Below are 17947 nucleotides of genomic sequence, written 5' to 3'. Positions count from 1 at the left end.
GATTACTCTATTTTTTCTATTACGGCGGCGCGTTTTATACTGGTTTTTCTTGCAACTAACCCGAAAATACATCCCGCTAGCATCACTAGCGCAAGAGACAATTTCGGTGCTATTGGTAACGCAATTGCACATAACCCTAATACTGCGCCACCCGCCATTTGCACAAACCCCACGAGGGCTGATGCCGCCCCTGCTTCATTGCCAAATGGCTCTAACGCATAGCTGGTCGCCGTACCCATCATAAAAGCAAGCCCTGTACACGCGCAGGCAACTGGCAACATATACACTGACCAATGAGTTTGTATTTCAGGTGAAAGCACCATCAAACCGAATAATAATCCGATACAACCGAGTGCCATCATGACACTACCGATAGATAAACACGCTGGACGCCCCATTTTTCGAATGCAGTAATTCGCGATATAACTCGCCAGCATGATCCAGAAACCATTAACACCAAAGACAATCGAAAATGCGAGAGGCGATAGCTTAGCATCCCCCATTAATACGCTAGGGGCTAGAGAGACATACGTCAGTGCCATACCCATTGCGCCAGCATTGACTAACGCGAAAATCAAAAAATGCTCGCTGGTTAAAATTCGAAAATAGCTCTTAAACTGAAGCTTTTTAACCTGCTGTAAACTGGCTGGGCGTGTTTCTGGTAGGAAAAATAGAATCAGCAAGAAAATTGCCACAGCGTAAATCGCCAAAAACCAAAATGGCGCTCGCCATCCCCAAGCCTCCGCCAGCAATCCCCCTAATAAGGGAGCCAAGGCAGGCACAATATTGAGTGTTCCATTTAAAAAACCAAATGCTCGTGCAGCTTCAGTGCCATTCATACGGTCGCGGACACAGCTAAATGCCACCACAGAAGTGCAGCATACAGCCACCCCTTGTAACAGTCGGGAAGCAATAAATAACCCAGCCGTCGTTGAGAATGCGGCGACAATTGAGCCCGCCAGATAAATAGCTAACCCAATGATAGCGATAGGCTTACGACCAAATCTATCGACTAATGGCCCTGAAATTAGCTGCCCAATCCCTAAGACTAAAATAAATAATCCAATGGTCGATTGAATTATGGACTCGCTACTCCCTAAATCTTTAGCGATAGCAGGAATAGTCGGTAAATACAGGTCTATCCCAAGAGGGCCCAATAGGACTAAAAGTAATAATAAAGCGAGAAATTTATGCATATGACCGATTCTGAACAGGTGAGTTATCGATAGCGATTTCGAAAATGGCTATCGATAATATCAGAATTTCTGTATAGATATCGAATCTTATCGATACTTGGTAATAGCATGAACCACTTCGGTGCCCCTTATCGGCTGCAAATCATCATTATCAATCAAGACGCGAATATCTTTTGGTAATAACGGTTCATTTAACAAACGGTTCACGGTACGCTGGTTATCGATTCGATAAATGGTATATCGAATTAATTGAGTAGAACCTAAATTATCAAAATAATAATATTCATTCCCTTTTTTCCATACCTGACCAAACCTGCGATGATCTAAATCCCCCACCTTTTCCCAAGGTGCGCTATTCGTCTCATTGAAACGATAAATTTTTGTACTCCGTGAAATTAACCCCGGATTTTTATTGGTTCCCCAAATCTCAGAATCCTGTAGATAATACGTTTGGTTATTATAAGTGAATACTAAGGGAGCTATTTCCTTTAATTCACCGTCAATAAATGTGTTATCCCCCGCCCGAACAATAATTTCTTTTTCTCTATGATAGAAAAATACGCCATCTTTAGAGAGAAATAGCGCTTGATTCACATGCTGGCTATTACGGCTTATTAGCTGATAAGGCGCGTATTGCTCAGGAAATAAAATATCATTCATTGCCACATTGCCAGATTGCGGGTCAATCAAATAACCCTCTTGAAATAACCCATCCAATATCAAGCTGTATAAATCAGAATGACTCTTTATTGGTAATTTATATTGGTCATAATAGACGTTAAGATTATCACGATAAAAATGAAGGCTATCTCTCACGGAACCATCATCCTGAAGGGAGCCAATATCTTGTAGGGTTGCAGGATCCGCATCTGGCATATATTCGCCTTTATAAAAAATGCGCTGCCCGTCAGTTGCCAAATAACGTGACAATAATGATTGATACGGCGTCGATGATGCAGGAAGTGGTTTCATCGGGTAAATATAGGTTTGCGGTTTATTCCCTAAATCCCAGCCATATAACCAAGACTGAAATAATTCATCCATTGTTGAAAGCTCATAATTCCTTACTGAGCCCATTGAGCAATATACGGTCTGATTTCCATCGGTAAAATAGCTATTTCCCAGCGATTTCACACTGTTCGGATTAAATGCAGGGATTGCCAAGTTTCCACAATAAACATGATTTTTATCTATCGCCACTTGCTGTTCATAACGCGAACTTTCAGGTAATAACCTAAAGCTGGAAGAATCTGCATTCTCTATCAGATAATCGCCATTACTTGGAACACTCGCATATACTTTATCATTATAAATAGTGTAAATACTGTAGCCGAGTTTCTCGCCTTTATGGCGGAGTTCAGAACTAGGTTCTTTGTTCATAGAAAGCACGATGCCAGATATAAAGGCACAAGATAAAATAAAAATAATGCTGAATACTGTAAAAATAATTATTTTGGCTTTCATGCTGTGGAATACCTACTTTGTTTTTTAGCCTATTTTTTGTCAGGGTATTCAACGGGAAAAGCGTGAGGAAAGAAATACTCGAAGTCTGAAAGTGTATAAAAAGTTAGAAATAAAAAAGGCGCTCAGTTGAGCACCTTTTTTCACTTACGGAAGATAACCTAACGGTTTATCCTTATTCCATCCACTCAGTGTGGAAAACGCCTTCTTTATCAGTACGTTTATAAGTATGAGCACCAAAGTAGTCACGCTGTGCTTGAATTAAGTTCGCAGGCAGTACCGCTGAGCGGTAGCTATCGTAGTAAGAGATAGCCGCTGAGAATGTTGGTGTTGGGATACCGTTTTGAACGCCGTAGCAGACAACATCACGCAGAGCTTGTTGGTACTCATCTGCGATTTGCTTGAAGTAAGGTGCTAACAGTAAGTTTGCGATCTGCGCGTTGTCATTGTATGCATCAGTGATTTTTTGCAGGAACTGTGCACGGATGATACAGCCAGCACGGAAGATTTTTGCGATTTCGCCGTAGTTCAGATCCCAGTTGTACTCATCTGACGCTGCTTTCAATTGCTGGAAGCCCTGAGCGTAAGAAACGATTTTGCCTAAGTAAAGTGCACGGCGTACTTTCTCGATAAAGACTTTTTTATCGCCTTCAACCGTTTTCAGTACTGGACCGGTTAAAACTTTAGATGCAGCAACACGTTGGTCTTTCAGGAAAGAAATATAACGCGCAAATACAGATTCAGTGATCAAAGTCAGTGGGATGCCAAGATCTAAAGCGCTTTGGCTAGTCCATTTACCCGTACCTTTGTTAGCCGCTTCATCTAAAATTACATCAACCAGATATTTACCTTCTTCATCTTTTTTCTTGAAGATATCCGCTGTAATTTCAATCAGGTAGCTGCTTAGCTCGCCTTGGTTCCACTCAGAGAATGTTTCCGCTAGCTCTTCATTACTCAGGTTCAGAGAACCTTTTAATAAAGAGTAAGCTTCAGCGATTAATTGCATGTCACCGTATTCGATACCGTTGTGAACCATTTTCACATAATGACCTGCTCCGTCTGGACCAATATAAGTCACACACGGCTCGCCTTCCGCTTTCGCTGCAATCTCTTTTAAGATTGGGGCAACTAATTCGTAAGCTTCTTTTTGCCCACCAGGCATGATTGAAGGGCCTTTCAGTGCACCTTCTTCACCACCGGAAACACCTGTACCGATGAAGTTGAATCCTTGTTCTGACAGTTCGCGATTACGACGGATAGTGTCTTTGTACAGAGTGTTACCACCATCGATTAAAATGTCGCCCTTGTCTAAATGTGGCGTTAATGCAGCAATGGTTTTGTCCGTTGCTTCACCCGCTTTAACCATCAACAGGATGCGGCGTGGTTTTTCCAGAGAGTCGACAAACTCTTCAATCGTGTAGTTGGGAACTAATTTTTTCCCTGGATTTTCGGCAATGACTTCATCAGTTTTATCTTTTGAACGGTTAAAAATAGACACTGAATAACCGCGACTTTCGATGTTCAGGGCTAAGTTGCGACCCATGACCGCCATTCCGACAACACCAATCTGCTGCTTTGACATGAAAAACTCCTGTCTGATTAGGACCAAGTCAGCCTCGATTGTGCTGACATTCTGTTAACGGGATCACATGTTAACTCAGGATGCTGCTCCATGGTAGTTATTGATGCAATCGATAAACTAATCGAATCATTTTTTGCCAAATATCATGCCACTTGAATTAATTTTTATTGATATTTAAGCCAACAAACCTCATTATTCACCAGTCGGTATAAGCCGTCATATCAGAAGGCAAAACAAACTGTATGGAATGGATCGCAGATCCTTCGATTTGGGCAGGCTTAGCTACCCTAATCGTTCTTGAAATCGTTCTTGGTATTGATAACCTCGTTTTTATCGCCATTCTGGCCGATAAACTCCCAGCTAAACTGCGTGATAAAGCTCGTATCACAGGGTTAACTTGTGCCCTAGTAATGCGTGTCATTCTATTATTCAGCCTTTCATGGTTGATCACGCTGACCCAACCTATTCTAACTCTATTTGAGCATCCATTTAGCGCCAGAGACCTGATAATGCTTATCGGGGGGATATTCCTCTTGTTTAAAGCCACCATGGAGCTAAACGAGCGGTTAGAAGGAAAGGACGAGCATACCAACAACCAACGTAAAACCTCCAATTTCTGGGCGGTTGTCGCGCAAATTATCGTATTAGATGCGGTGTTTTCATTAGACTCCGTAATTACTGCGGTCGGTATGGTTGACCATATCGGCGTCATGGTTGCTGCGGTCACTATCGCCATGATGTTAATGATCTGGGCGAGTAAACCACTGACCAGCTTCGTTAATGCGCACCCAACCATCGTCATTTTATGTTTAAGCTTCTTACTGATGATTGGTTTCAGCCTTGTCGCTGAAGGTTTTGGTTACGCCATTCCAAAAGGTTATCTGTATGCGGCAATTGGTTTCTCTATCATGATAGAGATGCTCAACCAATTCGCACAATTTAACCGCCGGAAGTTCCTAAAAGGGACTCGTCCTCTGCGCGAACGTACTGCGGAAGCGGTGTTGCGTATTTTAAGTGGTAAAAATGAACGCGGCGAATTAGACGCAAGGACGTCTGATTTGATTTCCGATAACCAATCTGTTTTTGACCCACAAGAGCGCTTAATGATTGCGCGCGTGTTGGGCATGGCGCAGCGTAACGTCGAAAGTATTATGACGTCCCGCCATGATGTGGATTATTTGGATATTAATAAATCCTCAGCAGAACTAATTGAGTTAATGGAAAAAAATCCACATTCACGTTTTGTTGTTGTTGATGAAACCATCAGCGATGACCCGATTGGTGTCGTGTATGTCTTAGATCTCGTCAAACAGCAACTTAGTGGTGAACAGCTGAATTTACGCGCGCTGGTCACTCAGCCACTTATTTTCCCTGAAGGTTTATCATTGTTAAAAGCGTTAGAACAGTTCCGAAAAGCCCATACACACTTTGCATTTGTTGTGGATGAATTTGGCTCAGTCGAAGGTATCGTGACATTAACTGACGTGATGGAAACTATCGCAGGTAATTTACCAGTTGGCGATGAAGAAAATGACTCCCGCCATGACATTCAAAAATTGGAAGATGGTACATGGATTGCCAATGGCTTTATGCCACTGGAAGATTTAATTATGTATATCCCAATGGAGCTGGATGATAAGCGTGAGTATGAAACTATTGCCGGTCTTTTAATGGAACATTTACAACGCGTTCCTGAAGTGGGTGAGCAAGTCGAAATTAATGGCTGTATTTTCCAACCTATTGAAGTCAATAGCCATCGCGTTAATAAAGTCTTGATTACACCACCAGCACCTACGGGTGATGGCTACGATTATGTGGATGACTAATCTGGATTAATGCAATGTGTGATTAAGACAATGTGTGTCTAAGACAAGTCACGATTAATGCAATCTAAATACCGGCTTTTATCTTAATATTGAGCCGGTATTTTTTTGTCGAAGGAATTACAGCCGTATAACCATTAATAAAAAGTAGTAGCGTTTTTTTAAAGAAATAATTATTTGCGTGTTGAATAATTCAAATTGTTTAATAATCAATCTTTAATGAGACTCTACCTATGAATACAATTAATAATACCCCATCAGTCCAACTTCGCCGTATGAGTACGACTGACCATAAAGGCAATGTCACTGAATTTGCACGTTCAACTAAGAGCGTCAATAATGATTCAACCCAACATCCACAGGTAACTACGGACAAAAAAACCGTTCATCTGAAAGACATTAAAATCCTGAAGAGTAATATTTCAAACGCTTTAACATCTATTAAGTCACAAGTTGATAACTTGATGGATAGCCGTACGCCATCATGGAAAAAAGACCCTGCAAGCATCAAAAAACAGCTAACAAAACTTGCAAGTTCAATCCAAGCATATCAAGACAAATTAGATAGCTCTTCATATAAGCATCATCATTCAAAACAAGAAACGCTCACAAAACTGAATGATGCAATTTCAGTAAGTAAAAATAAAATTAATACCATTGAAAGTGAAGTATTGCACAAGGATGTATCTCATAACGAACATCGCAGTAACAATACTAAAATAGATAGAGATATCACGGTAATCAGAGCGAAAGATTACGAAGAGTACGGACATAAATAATTCTATTATTACGTCTATAAATATAGAACCGCTCATTTTCGAGCGGCTCTATATCATCCAAATTACAACGCATTCAATAAATCATTTAGCCCTTTATTTTCTTCTTTTTTCAAGAAGCTACCAATAGCTTCTTTAGCTTGAGTTCGTAGCTCATTACGCAGTAATTTTTCCACATCCAATTGGTACTGTAAGTTATTCCAACCACCGTAAATACGCAGTGGAATACTCATACTACGCAGCTGTTGTACTAATCGAGAATCTCCTGCCCAGCCACCTAGAATATTCACGCTTAAATTTACATCAATGGTTTCTTTTGGAATATTCACGCGTCCCTGTCCAGTAATATTCAGCAGTGAAGACGTCGCTTTAAGAGAGGAAATATTCATATTGCCTTTGTTGAGATATCCCGACACGGTGAATAGATCCACTTCAGTGAAGCTGTTGGTATCTGTTGGCATATTGATTTTATTAGTGAAACGGGATACCGATTGTTGGATCAATTGCGGAATGTTTAAATCCGCCAATTTAGCACTGCGCAGTTCAAAATTAACCGGTCCTTGCCACTGATTTTTAACCGCATAATCGTCATAGCCAATACCTGATAACGAAGCATTTAGCGAGATAATCCCGCTTAGTTTTTCAGGCATACTAAATGCCTTTAATACTGGGGTAAGATTAATATTATTAAATACAGGTTTTGCCGAAACCTGCGCAGGAATAGCGCTGTAGTTAATGGTCACGGGTAGTGAGAATTGCCCACCGAACGCATTACCCTCTAACTGAGAAATCGTTAAACGTGGCGTTTGGTTATCACCCTTAATTTTTACCCCGGTCATCGACATACCGCGATAAATCAGTGTATCCATCGAGACATTAAATTGAGCGGTAAACCCTTTCAGCCCCGTTAAATCATACTTCTGCATGTTGGAACCAGAAATCACAGGCTTCACACCAACACGCTCATTATTACTGGCCGTATTTTCAGAGGCTGCACTGACTGTATTTGATTTACCCGCAGCGGGTGCCTGCCCAATTAACGTATCGAGATTCAAAGAAGGCGAGGATAAATTGACCGTCACATCTGGAATATCGGTTAAATTGATACTGATTATCCCTGCTAATTGACTGTCATTTGCCTGAATGGCGAGATTTTCAAGACTAACCGTCCCTGAGTTGGCTTTTGTATACAGGAAATCTGAGGTCATTTTCCCATTAATACCATTTTCAGGTAAATCAACACCACTAAGTTGATAATCAAACTGCGTAATTTTTCCACTTACTTGCTGAGATAATTTAGATAAATCAATATCGGATTTAATATCAAAATTAAATTCTTGTTGGTTTTTATTTAAATTACCGCTGAATTTCATCGCAACTTGTTTATCATCACTTTTTTTCAGTGACAGATTAATATTGCGTAGGTTGTATTCATCTTTTGATGTTTGCCAGATCACTAAGCTGTTAGTGATATCAATTTTACTGATATCGAGTAACCATTGGCTTTTATCTGTAGTGTCAGTAGGTACTTGGCTGCCACCAGGGGCAACTGGCGTGCTAACCGTCGTAATCGGTTCACTTTCAGGTGTTTTGCGAATTACCGCACCATCAATGACAATTTGTTCGACAGACAGTCGATGGGATATTAACGGCCATAAATCCACATCTAAGCGCATATTTTCAGCACTTAAAACAGGCTGGCTGGCGTTAGGTGCAGTGACTGAGACGGGGCCGGTAATGATGCTCAGTGTTGGCCATACATGCCAACGCATATCACCTTTGAACTCAAGTTGGTAACCACTTTTTTTCTCAACTTGTTGAACGAGGTAGCCTCTAAAATCATTCGGGTTCACTAACATCACTAAAGCTGTTAGCCCCGCTACTACCACCACAAGTAAAATAATCAGCGTCGTTAAAAACCGTTTCATGCATCCCTCTCTTTTACTTTATTTGTCACACCTTTCGCCTGTCATTCCTTGACGCTAGCGATTGCTGACCTCTTCAAACTCCATAGAAGAGGCCGCTCGCTATCTTGCTATATTAGTCTTGACTAATACGGCTACCAACAGCACCTTGTTGGTTTTTATATTTTGCATCTTGTCGGCTGTTATAAGGTCTGTCTGCACTGCCTGATAGCGGTTCAAAGCTCAGTGCGCCAATCACCATGCCTGGACGTAATGCTAAAGGTAGCTTACCTGAGTTATAAAACTCTAACACAATTTGGCCGCGCCAACCTGGATCAATCCGGTGGGCTGTGACGTGAACCATTAATCCAAGTCTTGCTAGTGAAGAACGGCCATCTAACCAACCAACTAAATTATCGGGTAGCGTGACGGATTCTAGCGTAACCGCCAGAGCCAACTCACCAGGGTGAAGGAAGAAAGGCTCGTCATCTTTAAGAACAATTTCATCGCTCATCACACGGTCTAACGCCGCATTGACTTCATCTTTTGGTCCACTTAGATCGATAAATGCCGCAGTATGTCCACAAAAAACACGAAATTGGTTCCCAAGACGAACATCCGCAGTCGCACCGTTGATCCGTTCAATCGGTGGGCGCGGGCTAATAACAAGTCGACCTTCATCCATCCACTGAATTATATCGCGGTCACAAAGACGCATGATCACTTTCCCCCTTCATTATTTATATATTCATGGCAGCTTATCGCTGATGATATTTGATGCTGTCAGTCCTGACAGAACTCACCAATTTTCGCTTTCAAAATATCAATCGCCACACGGTTTTTACCGCCACGAGGTACGATAATATCGGCATATTGTTTCGATGGTTCAATAAATTGTAAGAACATTGGACGAACTGTTTTATTGTACTGTTCAATAACTGAGTCTAATGTTCTTCCTCTTTCATTAACATCACGTTTAATACGGCGCATTAAACAGATATCCAGTGGCGTATCCACAAAAATAGAGAAATCCATCTCTTCACGTAAACGCTTGTCTGTTAATAATAGGATACCTTCAATAATAATGACCTTTTTTGGTTTAAAACTGACGGTTTGCTGTTTGCGAGTATGAGCGACATAGTCATACTGAGGAATTTCGACGGCTTGACCACTTTTCAGTGATTTGAGGTGTTCATAAAGTAAACTGTGATCCATTGAATTTGGATGGTCATAATTCACTTTGAGTCGCTCTTCCATCGGAATATCTGTTTGATCTTTATAGTAACAGTCTTCTGGAATAACACCGATATTATGATCACCAACCTTTTCTCTTAACTCCCGATATAAGGTGCTTGCAATTAGGCTTTTGCCAGATGCAGAAGCGCCCGATATACCTACAATGGTACAGTGATGCGATGTGTCAGTCATAAAATGGTAACCTGGTTAAAAATTTTAGAAATGAAGTGCATAACATCATAGTGTTATGGTTGGCGGGAATTATAGGGTGTAATGGTGCGCTGTACCAGTCTATCTCGTCAAAGACTGATAAAAAAACGCACCCAATTTTTTATTCTTCAAAGCGCAAGCTTAGCACTAAACTTAAAACTGTTTACGCCCTTCTAAAGCCTCAATTCGGTTCTCTATAGAAGGATGCGTTGAAAATACAGAATCACCCTTATTAAAAATATATGCCGCCTGCCTGTACGCCTGTCCGGTACTTTCAGCATCATAATCATGCTGCTGATGATCCCCTGAAATTTTCTTCAAAGCGCTGATCATCGCTTGGTTATCAGAGGTTAAGTCCACTGCTGCCGCATCCGCCATATATTCGCGGGTACGCGATAAATAAAAATAGAGAACTTTGGTAATGATTGGCAACACGATATTCATCAATAATAAAATGGTTTGTGCTTTATTCGCTGAATTATTGCGGCTACGCCCTGCTGAACGAATAAACACTTGAGCAAAAACGTTCGTTACCGTCAAAATAACATTGGCTAAAATACCCACATACAACGTTAATTTAGAATCACCGTGGATAATATGCCCGACTTCATGAGCCATTACCGCTTGAACTTCTTGGCGATTTAGCGTTTGTAATAAACCACGCGTGACGCCGACTAAAGCATTACGAGAATTCCAGCCAGCCGCAAATGCATTGGGTTCGTCAGTATCCAAAATATAGAGGCGCGGCACATAACGTAATGTCGCGCTTAAACTCAGCTCTTCTAAAATATTGAATAGCTGTCTTTCTTCCGGGGTTGAAGCCCCTTCTTGGGTTATTTCCTTCGCATTCATTCCTGCAAGCATCAATTTATGCCCAAAGAAATGAATATAAAGTAGGCCTAAAAATGTCAGCCCTAGAATAATAAAAGTTGCCACAGGCAGTTGTTGTAATGTCGCAAATGCTATCAGGTTCGAAGCAAAATCCATTCTCTCATCTGGATGGGTTGCGGTATCCGCCAGCAAACCAATTACTAGCATCAGCACAATATAACTCAACACAACTAACCGAGTACGGATATTGTTTTTACGTATAACGTTTCTAAAATCCATAATAAAACCCTGCCAGTGGCAACATCCATTTAATCGAAGTTAATACGGCGAGACTCTTCCGCTTTAATATCCGCTTCTTCTAAACGCCAATATTCTTTTTTGATTTTCAGGCTAGGAATAATGCCGACAATTAATGCCGCAGGCATAGAAGCGATATACGCGTTATAAGTTTCTAATGAACGGTTATAACCACGTTTAGCAAAAGAGAGTTTGTTTTCAGAAGAGACGATTTCTTCTTGTAAATTTGCCATGATCGCATCAGATTTTAACTCTGGATACGCTTCAACTGCCACATTGATGGCACCGCTACTGACCATTTTAGACAGTGCATCTTCCGCTTCACGGGCTTTATCCCCTGTCGCATTTTGTGCTTGGCTTCTAAGCTCGGTAATTTTAGTGAAGACTTCTGTTTCATGGCTTAAATATTTTTTGACCGTCGCCAGTAAGCTATCAAACACTTTACCGCGGCGATCTAATTGAACAGAGATCTCAGTTTCGCTAGAAACGACAGCTTCGCGTAGTGCAACGATGCGGTTATAAAAATAAATAACAATCAGCACTAATACGACAATAAAAATTAAAAATTTCATAATCACCTTTTAGGCATTCGCCAACGGAATAAAGACTGAATTTTCTATATCGTTAATTTTCAGGCTAGGAAATTCACTTATGCGACATTCTACGCAGCCTGCAACAATAAAGGAACAGTTTGAGAATAAATCAGAACAATCAAAGAATCGGATTTTATGCCAATAAAAAAGGCTACTTAGTCATTACTGACCAAATAGCCTTTATCGATGCCATTTAATTACACGGCGCGGAAAGAGATTTCCGTCGGGATCTTATCCCCTTCCCAATACATCAATGCAGAGATGTTAGACGCAATTTCGCGATAGATATCGGCGAACTCGCCTTCAGGGTCGCGCATTACGGTCGGCTGACCACGGTCTAAGTCTTCACGTAATGAAATATGCAGCGGAACCTGACCTAGCAGTTTGGTATTGTATTTCTCAGCCAGTTTTTCTGCACCACCGGTACCGAAAATAGGCTCCACATGACCACAGTTACTGCAGATATGTGCGCTCATGTTTTCAACAACACCCAGCACTGGCACGTTCACTTTTTTGAACATGACAATTCCTTTCATCGCATCCACTAAAGCAATATCTTGCGGCGTGGTCACAACCACTGCGCCTGTCACTGGAATATTTTGTGACAGAGTCAGTTGGATATCACCCGTTCCCGGTGGCATATCGATAACGAGGTAATCCAGATCTGGCCATAGTGTATCTTGCAGCATCTGCATCAAAGCTTTACTCGCCATTGGACCACGCCATACCATCGCGTTGTCGTCAGTGACTAAGTAACCAATGGAGTTAGTGGCTAAGCCATATGCCATAATTGGTGCCATGTGCTGACCATCTGGAGACGTTGGGCGCTCCAGTGTAGTACCCAGCATATTCGGAATTGAAGGACCGTAGATATCCGCATCGAGGATACCGACTTTTGCGCCTTCTTGTGCCAATGCTAACGCTAAGTTCACGGAAGTACTGGATTTACCCACACCACCTTTACCAGAACTCACCGCAAGAATATTACGCACACCGTTTATGCCCGGTAAATCGTTGGCACGCTTCAGAGTGGTAATATCATGGCGTAATTTCCATTCTACGGCGTGAGCACCCGTCAATTGCTTTAATTCAGCCGTTTTTTCGCTGATCAGCGTTTGGAATGGGCCTTTCCAGACAAATGGCATAACTAATTCGACATGCAACACATTGTCCAACAGCGCACAACGATGCAATGCTTTGATTGAAATCAGATTGCGCTTGAGAGTTGGGTGTGTAAATGAAGCCAAAACAGTGGAGACTTGTTCAGTCAGCAGTTCTGGTTTGTTCTGCTCGGGGGATTTATCGTTCATCCCGGCTCCTTTATTTTCTTTTTTGTAACTACACATTTTTGACTACGTTGCATGATAGCAGAGAACGAAAAAAATAGTGACCGCCTAGCGAATGAAAAACCACAAACAGTAAAAATTTGTTTCCACCTAGTGTTTTTTCCTAATAATTGCCGATTAATATTTTATTGCCCTAGCGACATTTTTATTGATCGGTTACCATCAAAGACCCTTTATTAATAATGGAAGTAAGAAAGTTACTATGTCTCAAGTCGCGAATAAATTACTGGTAACCTGTGCGTTACCATATGCTAACGGTTCAATCCATCTCGGTCATATTCTGGAGCACATTCAGGCTGATATTTGGGTCCGTTATCAGCGAATGCGCGGCAAAGAGGTTCATTTCATCTGTGCTGACGACGCGCACGGAACACCGATCATGCTAAAAGCTCAGCAATTATGTATTACGCCTGAAGAAATGATCGCTGCAATGAACCAAGAGCATCAGGACGATTTTGCAGGCTTCCAGATTAGCTACGATAACTACCACTCAACCCACAGTGAAGAAAACAAACAGTTATCTGAAATGATTTATGGCAAGTTAAAGAATAATGGTTTTATTAAGAATAAAACCATTTCACAGCTATACGACCCAGAAAAAGGCATGTTCCTGCCTGACCGTTTCGTAAAAGGCACTTGCCCAAAATGTAAAGCGGAAGATCAATACGGCGATAACTGTGAAGTCTGTAGCGCAACCTATAGCCCAACTGACCTGATCAACCCACGTTCAGTGGTTTCAGGTGCGACACCAGTTATCCGTGAAACTGAACATTTTTTCTTTGATTTACCTGCATTTAGCGACATGCTGCAAGCATGGACTCGCTCTGGCGCACTGCAAGAGCAAGTGGCTAACAAAATGCAAGAATGGTTTGAATCTGGTTTGCAACAGTGGGATATCACCCGTGATTCCCCGTATTTCGGCTTTGAAATTCCAGATGCACCGGGTAAATATTTCTACGTTTGGCTGGATGCGCCAATCGGCTATATGGGCTCTTTTAAAAACCTGTGCGACAAACGCAGCGATTTAAACTTTGATGAATTTTGGCATAAAGATTCCAAAGCGGATCTTTACCACTTTATCGGTAAAGATATCGTCTATTTCCACAGCCTATTCTGGCCAGCCATGTTAGAAGGCAGCAACTACCGTAAACCAACTAACCTGTTTGTTCACGGTTATGTCACCGTTAATGGTGCAAAAATGTCTAAGTCTCGCGGCACATTTATTACCGCTCGCTCTTATTTAGATCATTTCGATGCTGACTGCCTACGTTATTACTATGCCGCGAAACTCTCTTCACGCATCGACGATATCGACTTGAATTTAGAAGATTTCGTACAGCGTGTGAACAGCGATATCGTTAACAAAGTGGTGAACTTAGCTTCCCGTAACGCAGGTTTTATTGCTAAACGTTTTGCTGGTAAGTTATCTGCAAACTTAGCAGAACCCGCGCTATACCAACAATTTGTTGATGCAGCAAAAGTGATCGGTGACGATTTCACTAACCGTGAATATAGCAAAGCCGTGCGTGAAATTATGGCATTAGCGGATATTGCAAACCGCTATGTGGATGAGAAAGCGCCTTGGGTCGTTGCGAAACAAGAAGGTAAAGACCAAGAACTGCAAGATATCTGCTCAATGGGTATCAACTTATTCCGCGTATTAATGACTTACTTGAAACCAATTCTGCCAAGCTTAACCAAGCGCGTGGAAGAGTTCCTGAAAGTTGAATTAACGTGGGATTCCATCAATACGCCATTACTGAACCACGACGTAGCACCATTTAAAGCGCTATTCAACCGTATTGAATTAGCGAAAGCGGAAGCAATGGTCGAAGCGTCAAAGCAAAGTGCTCAGCCAGTTAAACAGCTGACCGGCCCTCTGGCGGATGATCCTATTCAAGAGGCCATCACATTCGATGATTTCGCGAAAATTGATATGCGCATTGCGCTGATCAAACAAGCTGATTTCGTTGAAGGCTCTGATAAGCTACTGAAGTTACAGTTAGATATCGGTGGTGAAACTCGCCAAGTATTCTCTGGTATCCGTAGCGCTTATCCAGATCCAAAAGTCTTGGAAGGTCGTTTAACCGTAATGGTGGCAAACCTTGCACCACGTAAAATGCGCTTTGGTATCTCCGAAGGTATGGTGATGGCTGCAGGCCCTGGTGGTAAAGACATTTACCTACTTAGCCCAGATAATGGTGCACAACCGGGTATGCAAGTTAAATAAGCCATTGATTGTCGCTCGGGTAACTGAGCAACAAACTTAGCCAATATCAGTACAAAACGGAGCCACTTTAGTGAGCTCCGTTTTTTTATGGGTTTTTATTTGTGATCTCTGGCACAATTTTCAAGTTAATTGTATGATGAATGCCTGTCGAGTAATAGGACAAGTCCCATGTCATTAAAACAAGTATTGAACACCGGATGGCAATATTTGCGAGCCTTCGCAATACTTTACCTCTGCCTGATCATCGGAAATGTGATTTCCAAACTGCTTCCTTTTTCCATTCCCGGTAGTATTGTCGGTATGTTGCTGCTGTTTGTCTTGCTAGCATTGCAGGTCGTCCCTGCTCACTGGGCTAAACCCGGCTGTAGCATCCTACTGAAAAACATGACGATTTTATTCGTTCCCATCGGTGTGGGAATTATGAATTATTATGATTTACTCAGCCAACAGATGATCCCGATTGTCGTCTCTTGCATTGCCAGTACGTTAATTGTCATGATTGTTGTCGCGGTCAGCTCAAACTATATCCATAAAGAACGCCCGATTGTGGGTGTAAAGCCTGATGAAGTTCCTCTTCCTCCTGAAGAACCCATTTCTTCAACCATCAATAATGATAAAACCAAGGGGAAAGAGTGATGTTAGAACATATTTGGTGGTCACTGCCGTTAACTATCGTTGTCTTCTATTTAGCAAGAGCGCTATCAATCAAGTGCAAATTGCCGATTCTGAATCCATTATTACTCACTATCGCGATCATTATTCCGCTACTGATCCTGACGAACACCTCTTATGAGCACTATTTTGCGGGCAGTAAAATACTCAATGATTTATTACAGCCAGCCGTCGTCGCCCTCGCCTTTCCGCTCTACGAGCAAATGCACCAGATTAGAGCGCAATGGAAATCCCTATTTAGTATCTGTTTTGCTGGCAGTATTGTGGCGATGTTTACGGGCGCGACTATTGCTCTGTGGCTAGGAGCAACACCGGATATTGCAGGTTCAATATTACCTAAATCAGTGACAACACCGATAGCGATGGCAGTCGCCGATTCAGTCGGAGGCATCCCCGCTATCAGCGCCGCTTGCGTCCTTTTTGTCGGAATTTTAGGGGCGATGTTCGGTCATAGCCTATTTGATGTTTTGCGTATTCGCACCCACGCATCGCGAGGTTTGGCGATGGGTACCGCTTCTCACGCCTTGGGAACGGCACGTTGTGCAGAAGTTAACTATATTGAAGGGGCTTACAGTTCATTAGCGTTAATGACCTGCGGGGTGATCACCTCGCTGATTGCGCCTTTTATCTTTCCTGTCATTCTTCACTTATTTAGCTAAACTGAATCAATAAGAGAGGTTATTTACCTCTCTTATGCAAATTTCAGTGTAAAAACTTGAGATACATCTCTCATTTAATGAATTTGTTTCATTGATTGCATTCATGAAGTGATCACGATCACATCCAATCCCCCTATTAATTGAATAGAATGAAAACAATTAAATAGGGAGGGTTACTTATGCATTCAAGATTCAAGGCCGCTTGGGCCGAACTTCCAGAAAAGTTACAGTCTGTCCTAAAACCTATTATGGACAAACCTGATTTCTCAGCCATGTTAACCGCTGAGCAAGTAAAGCAAATTAAAGCTGAGAGTGGATGCACTGACAGTGAACTCGCTTTTTCATTATTACCTTTCGCAGCGGCTTACGCTGTTACACCAATTTCTCGCTTTAATGTAGGCGCAATCGCTTGCGGTATCAGTGGTAATCTCTATTTCGGCGCAAATATGGAATTTAACCATGTTTCGATTGGTCAAACTATCCATGCTGAACAATGTGCCATTACCCATGCGTGGTTAAAAGGTGAAAAGCAATTAACCTCCATTACCGTTAACTACACGCCTTGCGGTCACTGCCGACAATTTATGAATGAGCTGCGTGAAGGCGGTAAGATCATGGTGCATTTACCAAAACGCCAAGCTGCAACGCTCCATGAATATTTGCCCGATTCGTTTGGCCCATCAGACCTGAATATCACTACTTTACTTCTCGATAATGTGAACCATGGCTATCAAAATCAAAGCCGCGATAGATTATTATCTGCTGCGGTTGAAGCTGCGAACCAATCTCACGCACCATACAGCGAATCTCACTCGGGTATAGCCGTGCAGTTAAAAGATGGCTCTCTGTTTACAGGTCGTTACGCGGAAAATGCTGCGTTTAACCCAAGCTTACCGCCATTGCAAGCGGCGCTGATTATGGTGAATTTAGCGGGTAAAGATATTCATGCTATCGAGCAAGCTGTGTTAGTGGAAAAACAAGATGCAACTGTGCAGCAGTGGTGTACAACAGAAAATACCTTGCATGCGTTAGGTTGCCAAAAAGTGGAACGTGTTTATTTGAATGAGTCCATTTAAATGTTATTTCATTTAAACCATATTTAATTGAAAACAAATTAAATATTCAAAATTA

Annotated in this window: 15 protein-coding genes; 6 read left to right on the top strand and 9 right to left on the bottom strand. The window is 41.9% G+C overall.

Annotation, left to right across the window (positions count from 1 at the left end; genetic code table 11):
- Nucleotides 1-2: 2 nt before the first annotated feature.
- The 3 genes from LDO73_RS05445 to gndA form a co-directional block, all read right to left on the bottom strand.
- Entirely contained in the window at nucleotides 3-1196 is a 1194-nt protein-coding gene (locus tag LDO73_RS05445) for a multidrug effflux MFS transporter (protein WP_224060532.1), read from the bottom strand.
- A gap of 87 nt (nucleotides 1197-1283) precedes the next feature.
- Nucleotides 1284-2660, bottom strand: a complete 1377-nt coding sequence (locus LDO73_RS05440) for a DKNYY domain-containing protein (protein ID WP_224060531.1) — start codon at nucleotides 2658-2660, stop codon at nucleotides 1284-1286.
- A 172-nt stretch (nucleotides 2661-2832) separates the two neighbouring features.
- Nucleotides 2833-4239, bottom strand: coding sequence for an NADP-dependent phosphogluconate dehydrogenase (gene gndA / locus LDO73_RS05435; RefSeq protein ID WP_108478980.1), 1407 nt, complete (start codon nucleotides 4237-4239; stop codon nucleotides 2833-2835).
- 242 nt (nucleotides 4240-4481) lie between these two features.
- Between gndA and LDO73_RS05430 the strand changes: the two genes are divergently transcribed.
- Nucleotides 4482-6065 (top strand): TerC family protein, encoded by a 1584-nt coding sequence (locus LDO73_RS05430; protein WP_224060530.1) that lies wholly within the window; start codon nucleotides 4482-4484, stop codon nucleotides 6063-6065.
- Between the two features lie 230 nt (nucleotides 6066-6295).
- Nucleotides 6296-6841, top strand: a complete 546-nt coding sequence (locus LDO73_RS05425) for a hypothetical protein (RefSeq protein ID WP_224060529.1) — start codon at nucleotides 6296-6298, stop codon at nucleotides 6839-6841.
- A 62-nt stretch (nucleotides 6842-6903) separates the two neighbouring features.
- Here the strand turns inward: LDO73_RS05425 and asmA are convergent, their stop codons facing one another.
- The 6 genes from asmA to apbC all read right to left on the bottom strand — a co-directional run bounded on the left by asmA (nucleotide 6904) and on the right by apbC (nucleotide 13219).
- Nucleotides 6904-8766 (bottom strand): outer membrane assembly protein AsmA, encoded by a 1863-nt coding sequence (gene asmA, locus LDO73_RS05420; RefSeq protein ID WP_224060528.1) that lies wholly within the window; start codon nucleotides 8764-8766, stop codon nucleotides 6904-6906.
- 112 nt (nucleotides 8767-8878) lie between these two features.
- Nucleotides 8879-9460 (bottom strand): dCTP deaminase, encoded by a 582-nt coding sequence (dcd, locus tag LDO73_RS05415; protein ID WP_224060527.1) that lies wholly within the window; start codon nucleotides 9458-9460, stop codon nucleotides 8879-8881.
- Nucleotides 9461-9525: 65 nt separating this feature from the next.
- On the bottom strand, nucleotides 9526-10170 hold the full coding sequence (udk, locus tag LDO73_RS05410) for a uridine kinase (RefSeq protein ID WP_006660135.1): 645 nt from the start codon (nucleotides 10168-10170) through the stop codon (nucleotides 9526-9528).
- A 171-nt stretch (nucleotides 10171-10341) separates the two neighbouring features.
- Nucleotides 10342-11298 carry a zinc metalloprotease HtpX gene (gene htpX / locus LDO73_RS05405; RefSeq protein WP_224060526.1) on the bottom strand — a complete coding sequence of 319 codons (957 nt, stop codon included), beginning with the start codon at nucleotides 11296-11298 and terminating at the stop codon, nucleotides 10342-10344.
- 29 nt (nucleotides 11299-11327) lie between these two features.
- Complete coding sequence (locus tag LDO73_RS05400) at nucleotides 11328-11888, bottom strand: LemA family protein (protein ID WP_224060525.1); 561 nt, start codon at nucleotides 11886-11888, stop codon at nucleotides 11328-11330.
- Nucleotides 11889-12106: 218 nt separating this feature from the next.
- Complete coding sequence (apbC, locus tag LDO73_RS05395; RefSeq protein WP_006662269.1) at nucleotides 12107-13219, bottom strand: iron-sulfur cluster carrier protein ApbC; 1113 nt, start codon at nucleotides 13217-13219, stop codon at nucleotides 12107-12109.
- Between the two features lie 238 nt (nucleotides 13220-13457).
- On the opposite strand from apbC, the gene metG reads away from it, so the two are divergent.
- The 4 genes from metG to cdd all read left to right on the top strand — a co-directional run bounded on the left by metG (nucleotide 13458) and on the right by cdd (nucleotide 17892).
- Nucleotides 13458-15485, top strand: coding sequence for a methionine--tRNA ligase (gene metG, locus LDO73_RS05390; protein WP_224060524.1), 2028 nt, complete (start codon nucleotides 13458-13460; stop codon nucleotides 15483-15485).
- Nucleotides 15486-15653: 168 nt separating this feature from the next.
- Nucleotides 15654-16121, top strand: a complete 468-nt coding sequence (locus tag LDO73_RS05385; RefSeq protein ID WP_224060523.1) for a CidA/LrgA family protein — start codon at nucleotides 15654-15656, stop codon at nucleotides 16119-16121.
- A complete protein-coding gene (locus LDO73_RS05380) occupies nucleotides 16121-16816 on the top strand; it encodes a CidB/LrgB family autolysis modulator (RefSeq protein WP_036949690.1) in 696 nt (231 codons plus the stop codon). Before LDO73_RS05385 ends, LDO73_RS05380 begins: the two co-directional genes overlap by 1 nt.
- A 179-nt stretch (nucleotides 16817-16995) precedes the next feature.
- A complete protein-coding gene (cdd, locus tag LDO73_RS05375) occupies nucleotides 16996-17892 on the top strand; it encodes a cytidine deaminase (RefSeq protein WP_224060522.1) in 897 nt (298 codons plus the stop codon).
- Nucleotides 17893-17947 lie beyond the last annotated feature (55 nt).

Origin of the sequence: Providencia alcalifaciens, from assembly GCF_915403165.1 — a bacterium.
GTDB lineage: Bacteria > Pseudomonadota > Gammaproteobacteria > Enterobacterales > Enterobacteriaceae > Providencia > Providencia alcalifaciens_C.
Note: the sequence above shows the minus strand (reverse complement) of the source record. Positions and strands in the feature narration are given on the sequence as shown.

Excerpts from the sequence above, each read along its gene's own strand:
- LDO73_RS05445 (WP_224060532.1), bottom strand. The coding sequence starts at position 1,196 with ATGCATAAATTTCTCGCTTTATTATTACTTTTAGTCCTATTGGGCCCT.
- LDO73_RS05440 (WP_224060531.1), bottom strand. The coding sequence starts at position 2,660 with ATGAAAGCCAAAATAATTATTTTTACAGTATTCAGCATTATTTTTATT.
- gndA (WP_108478980.1), bottom strand. The coding sequence starts at position 4,239 with ATGTCAAAGCAGCAGATTGGTGTTGTCGGAATGGCGGTCATGGGTCGC.
- LDO73_RS05430 (WP_224060530.1), top strand. The coding sequence starts at position 4,482 with ATGGAATGGATCGCAGATCCTTCGATTTGGGCAGGCTTAGCTACCCTA.
- LDO73_RS05425 (WP_224060529.1), top strand. The coding sequence starts at position 6,296 with ATGAATACAATTAATAATACCCCATCAGTCCAACTTCGCCGTATGAGT.
- asmA (WP_224060528.1), bottom strand. The coding sequence starts at position 8,766 with ATGAAACGGTTTTTAACGACGCTGATTATTTTACTTGTGGTGGTAGTA.
- dcd (WP_224060527.1), bottom strand. The coding sequence starts at position 9,460 with ATGCGTCTTTGTGACCGCGATATAATTCAGTGGATGGATGAAGGTCGA.
- udk (WP_006660135.1), bottom strand. The coding sequence starts at position 10,170 with ATGACTGACACATCGCATCACTGTACCATTGTAGGTATATCGGGCGCT.
- htpX (WP_224060526.1), bottom strand. The coding sequence starts at position 11,298 with ATGGATTTTAGAAACGTTATACGTAAAAACAATATCCGTACTCGGTTA.
- LDO73_RS05400 (WP_224060525.1), bottom strand. The coding sequence starts at position 11,888 with ATGAAATTTTTAATTTTTATTGTCGTATTAGTGCTGATTGTTATTTAT.
- apbC (WP_006662269.1), bottom strand. The coding sequence starts at position 13,219 with ATGAACGATAAATCCCCCGAGCAGAACAAACCAGAACTGCTGACTGAA.
- metG (WP_224060524.1), top strand. The coding sequence starts at position 13,458 with ATGTCTCAAGTCGCGAATAAATTACTGGTAACCTGTGCGTTACCATAT.
- LDO73_RS05385 (WP_224060523.1), top strand. The coding sequence starts at position 15,654 with ATGTCATTAAAACAAGTATTGAACACCGGATGGCAATATTTGCGAGCC.
- LDO73_RS05380 (WP_036949690.1), top strand. The coding sequence starts at position 16,121 with ATGTTAGAACATATTTGGTGGTCACTGCCGTTAACTATCGTTGTCTTC.
- cdd (WP_224060522.1), top strand. The coding sequence starts at position 16,996 with ATGCATTCAAGATTCAAGGCCGCTTGGGCCGAACTTCCAGAAAAGTTA.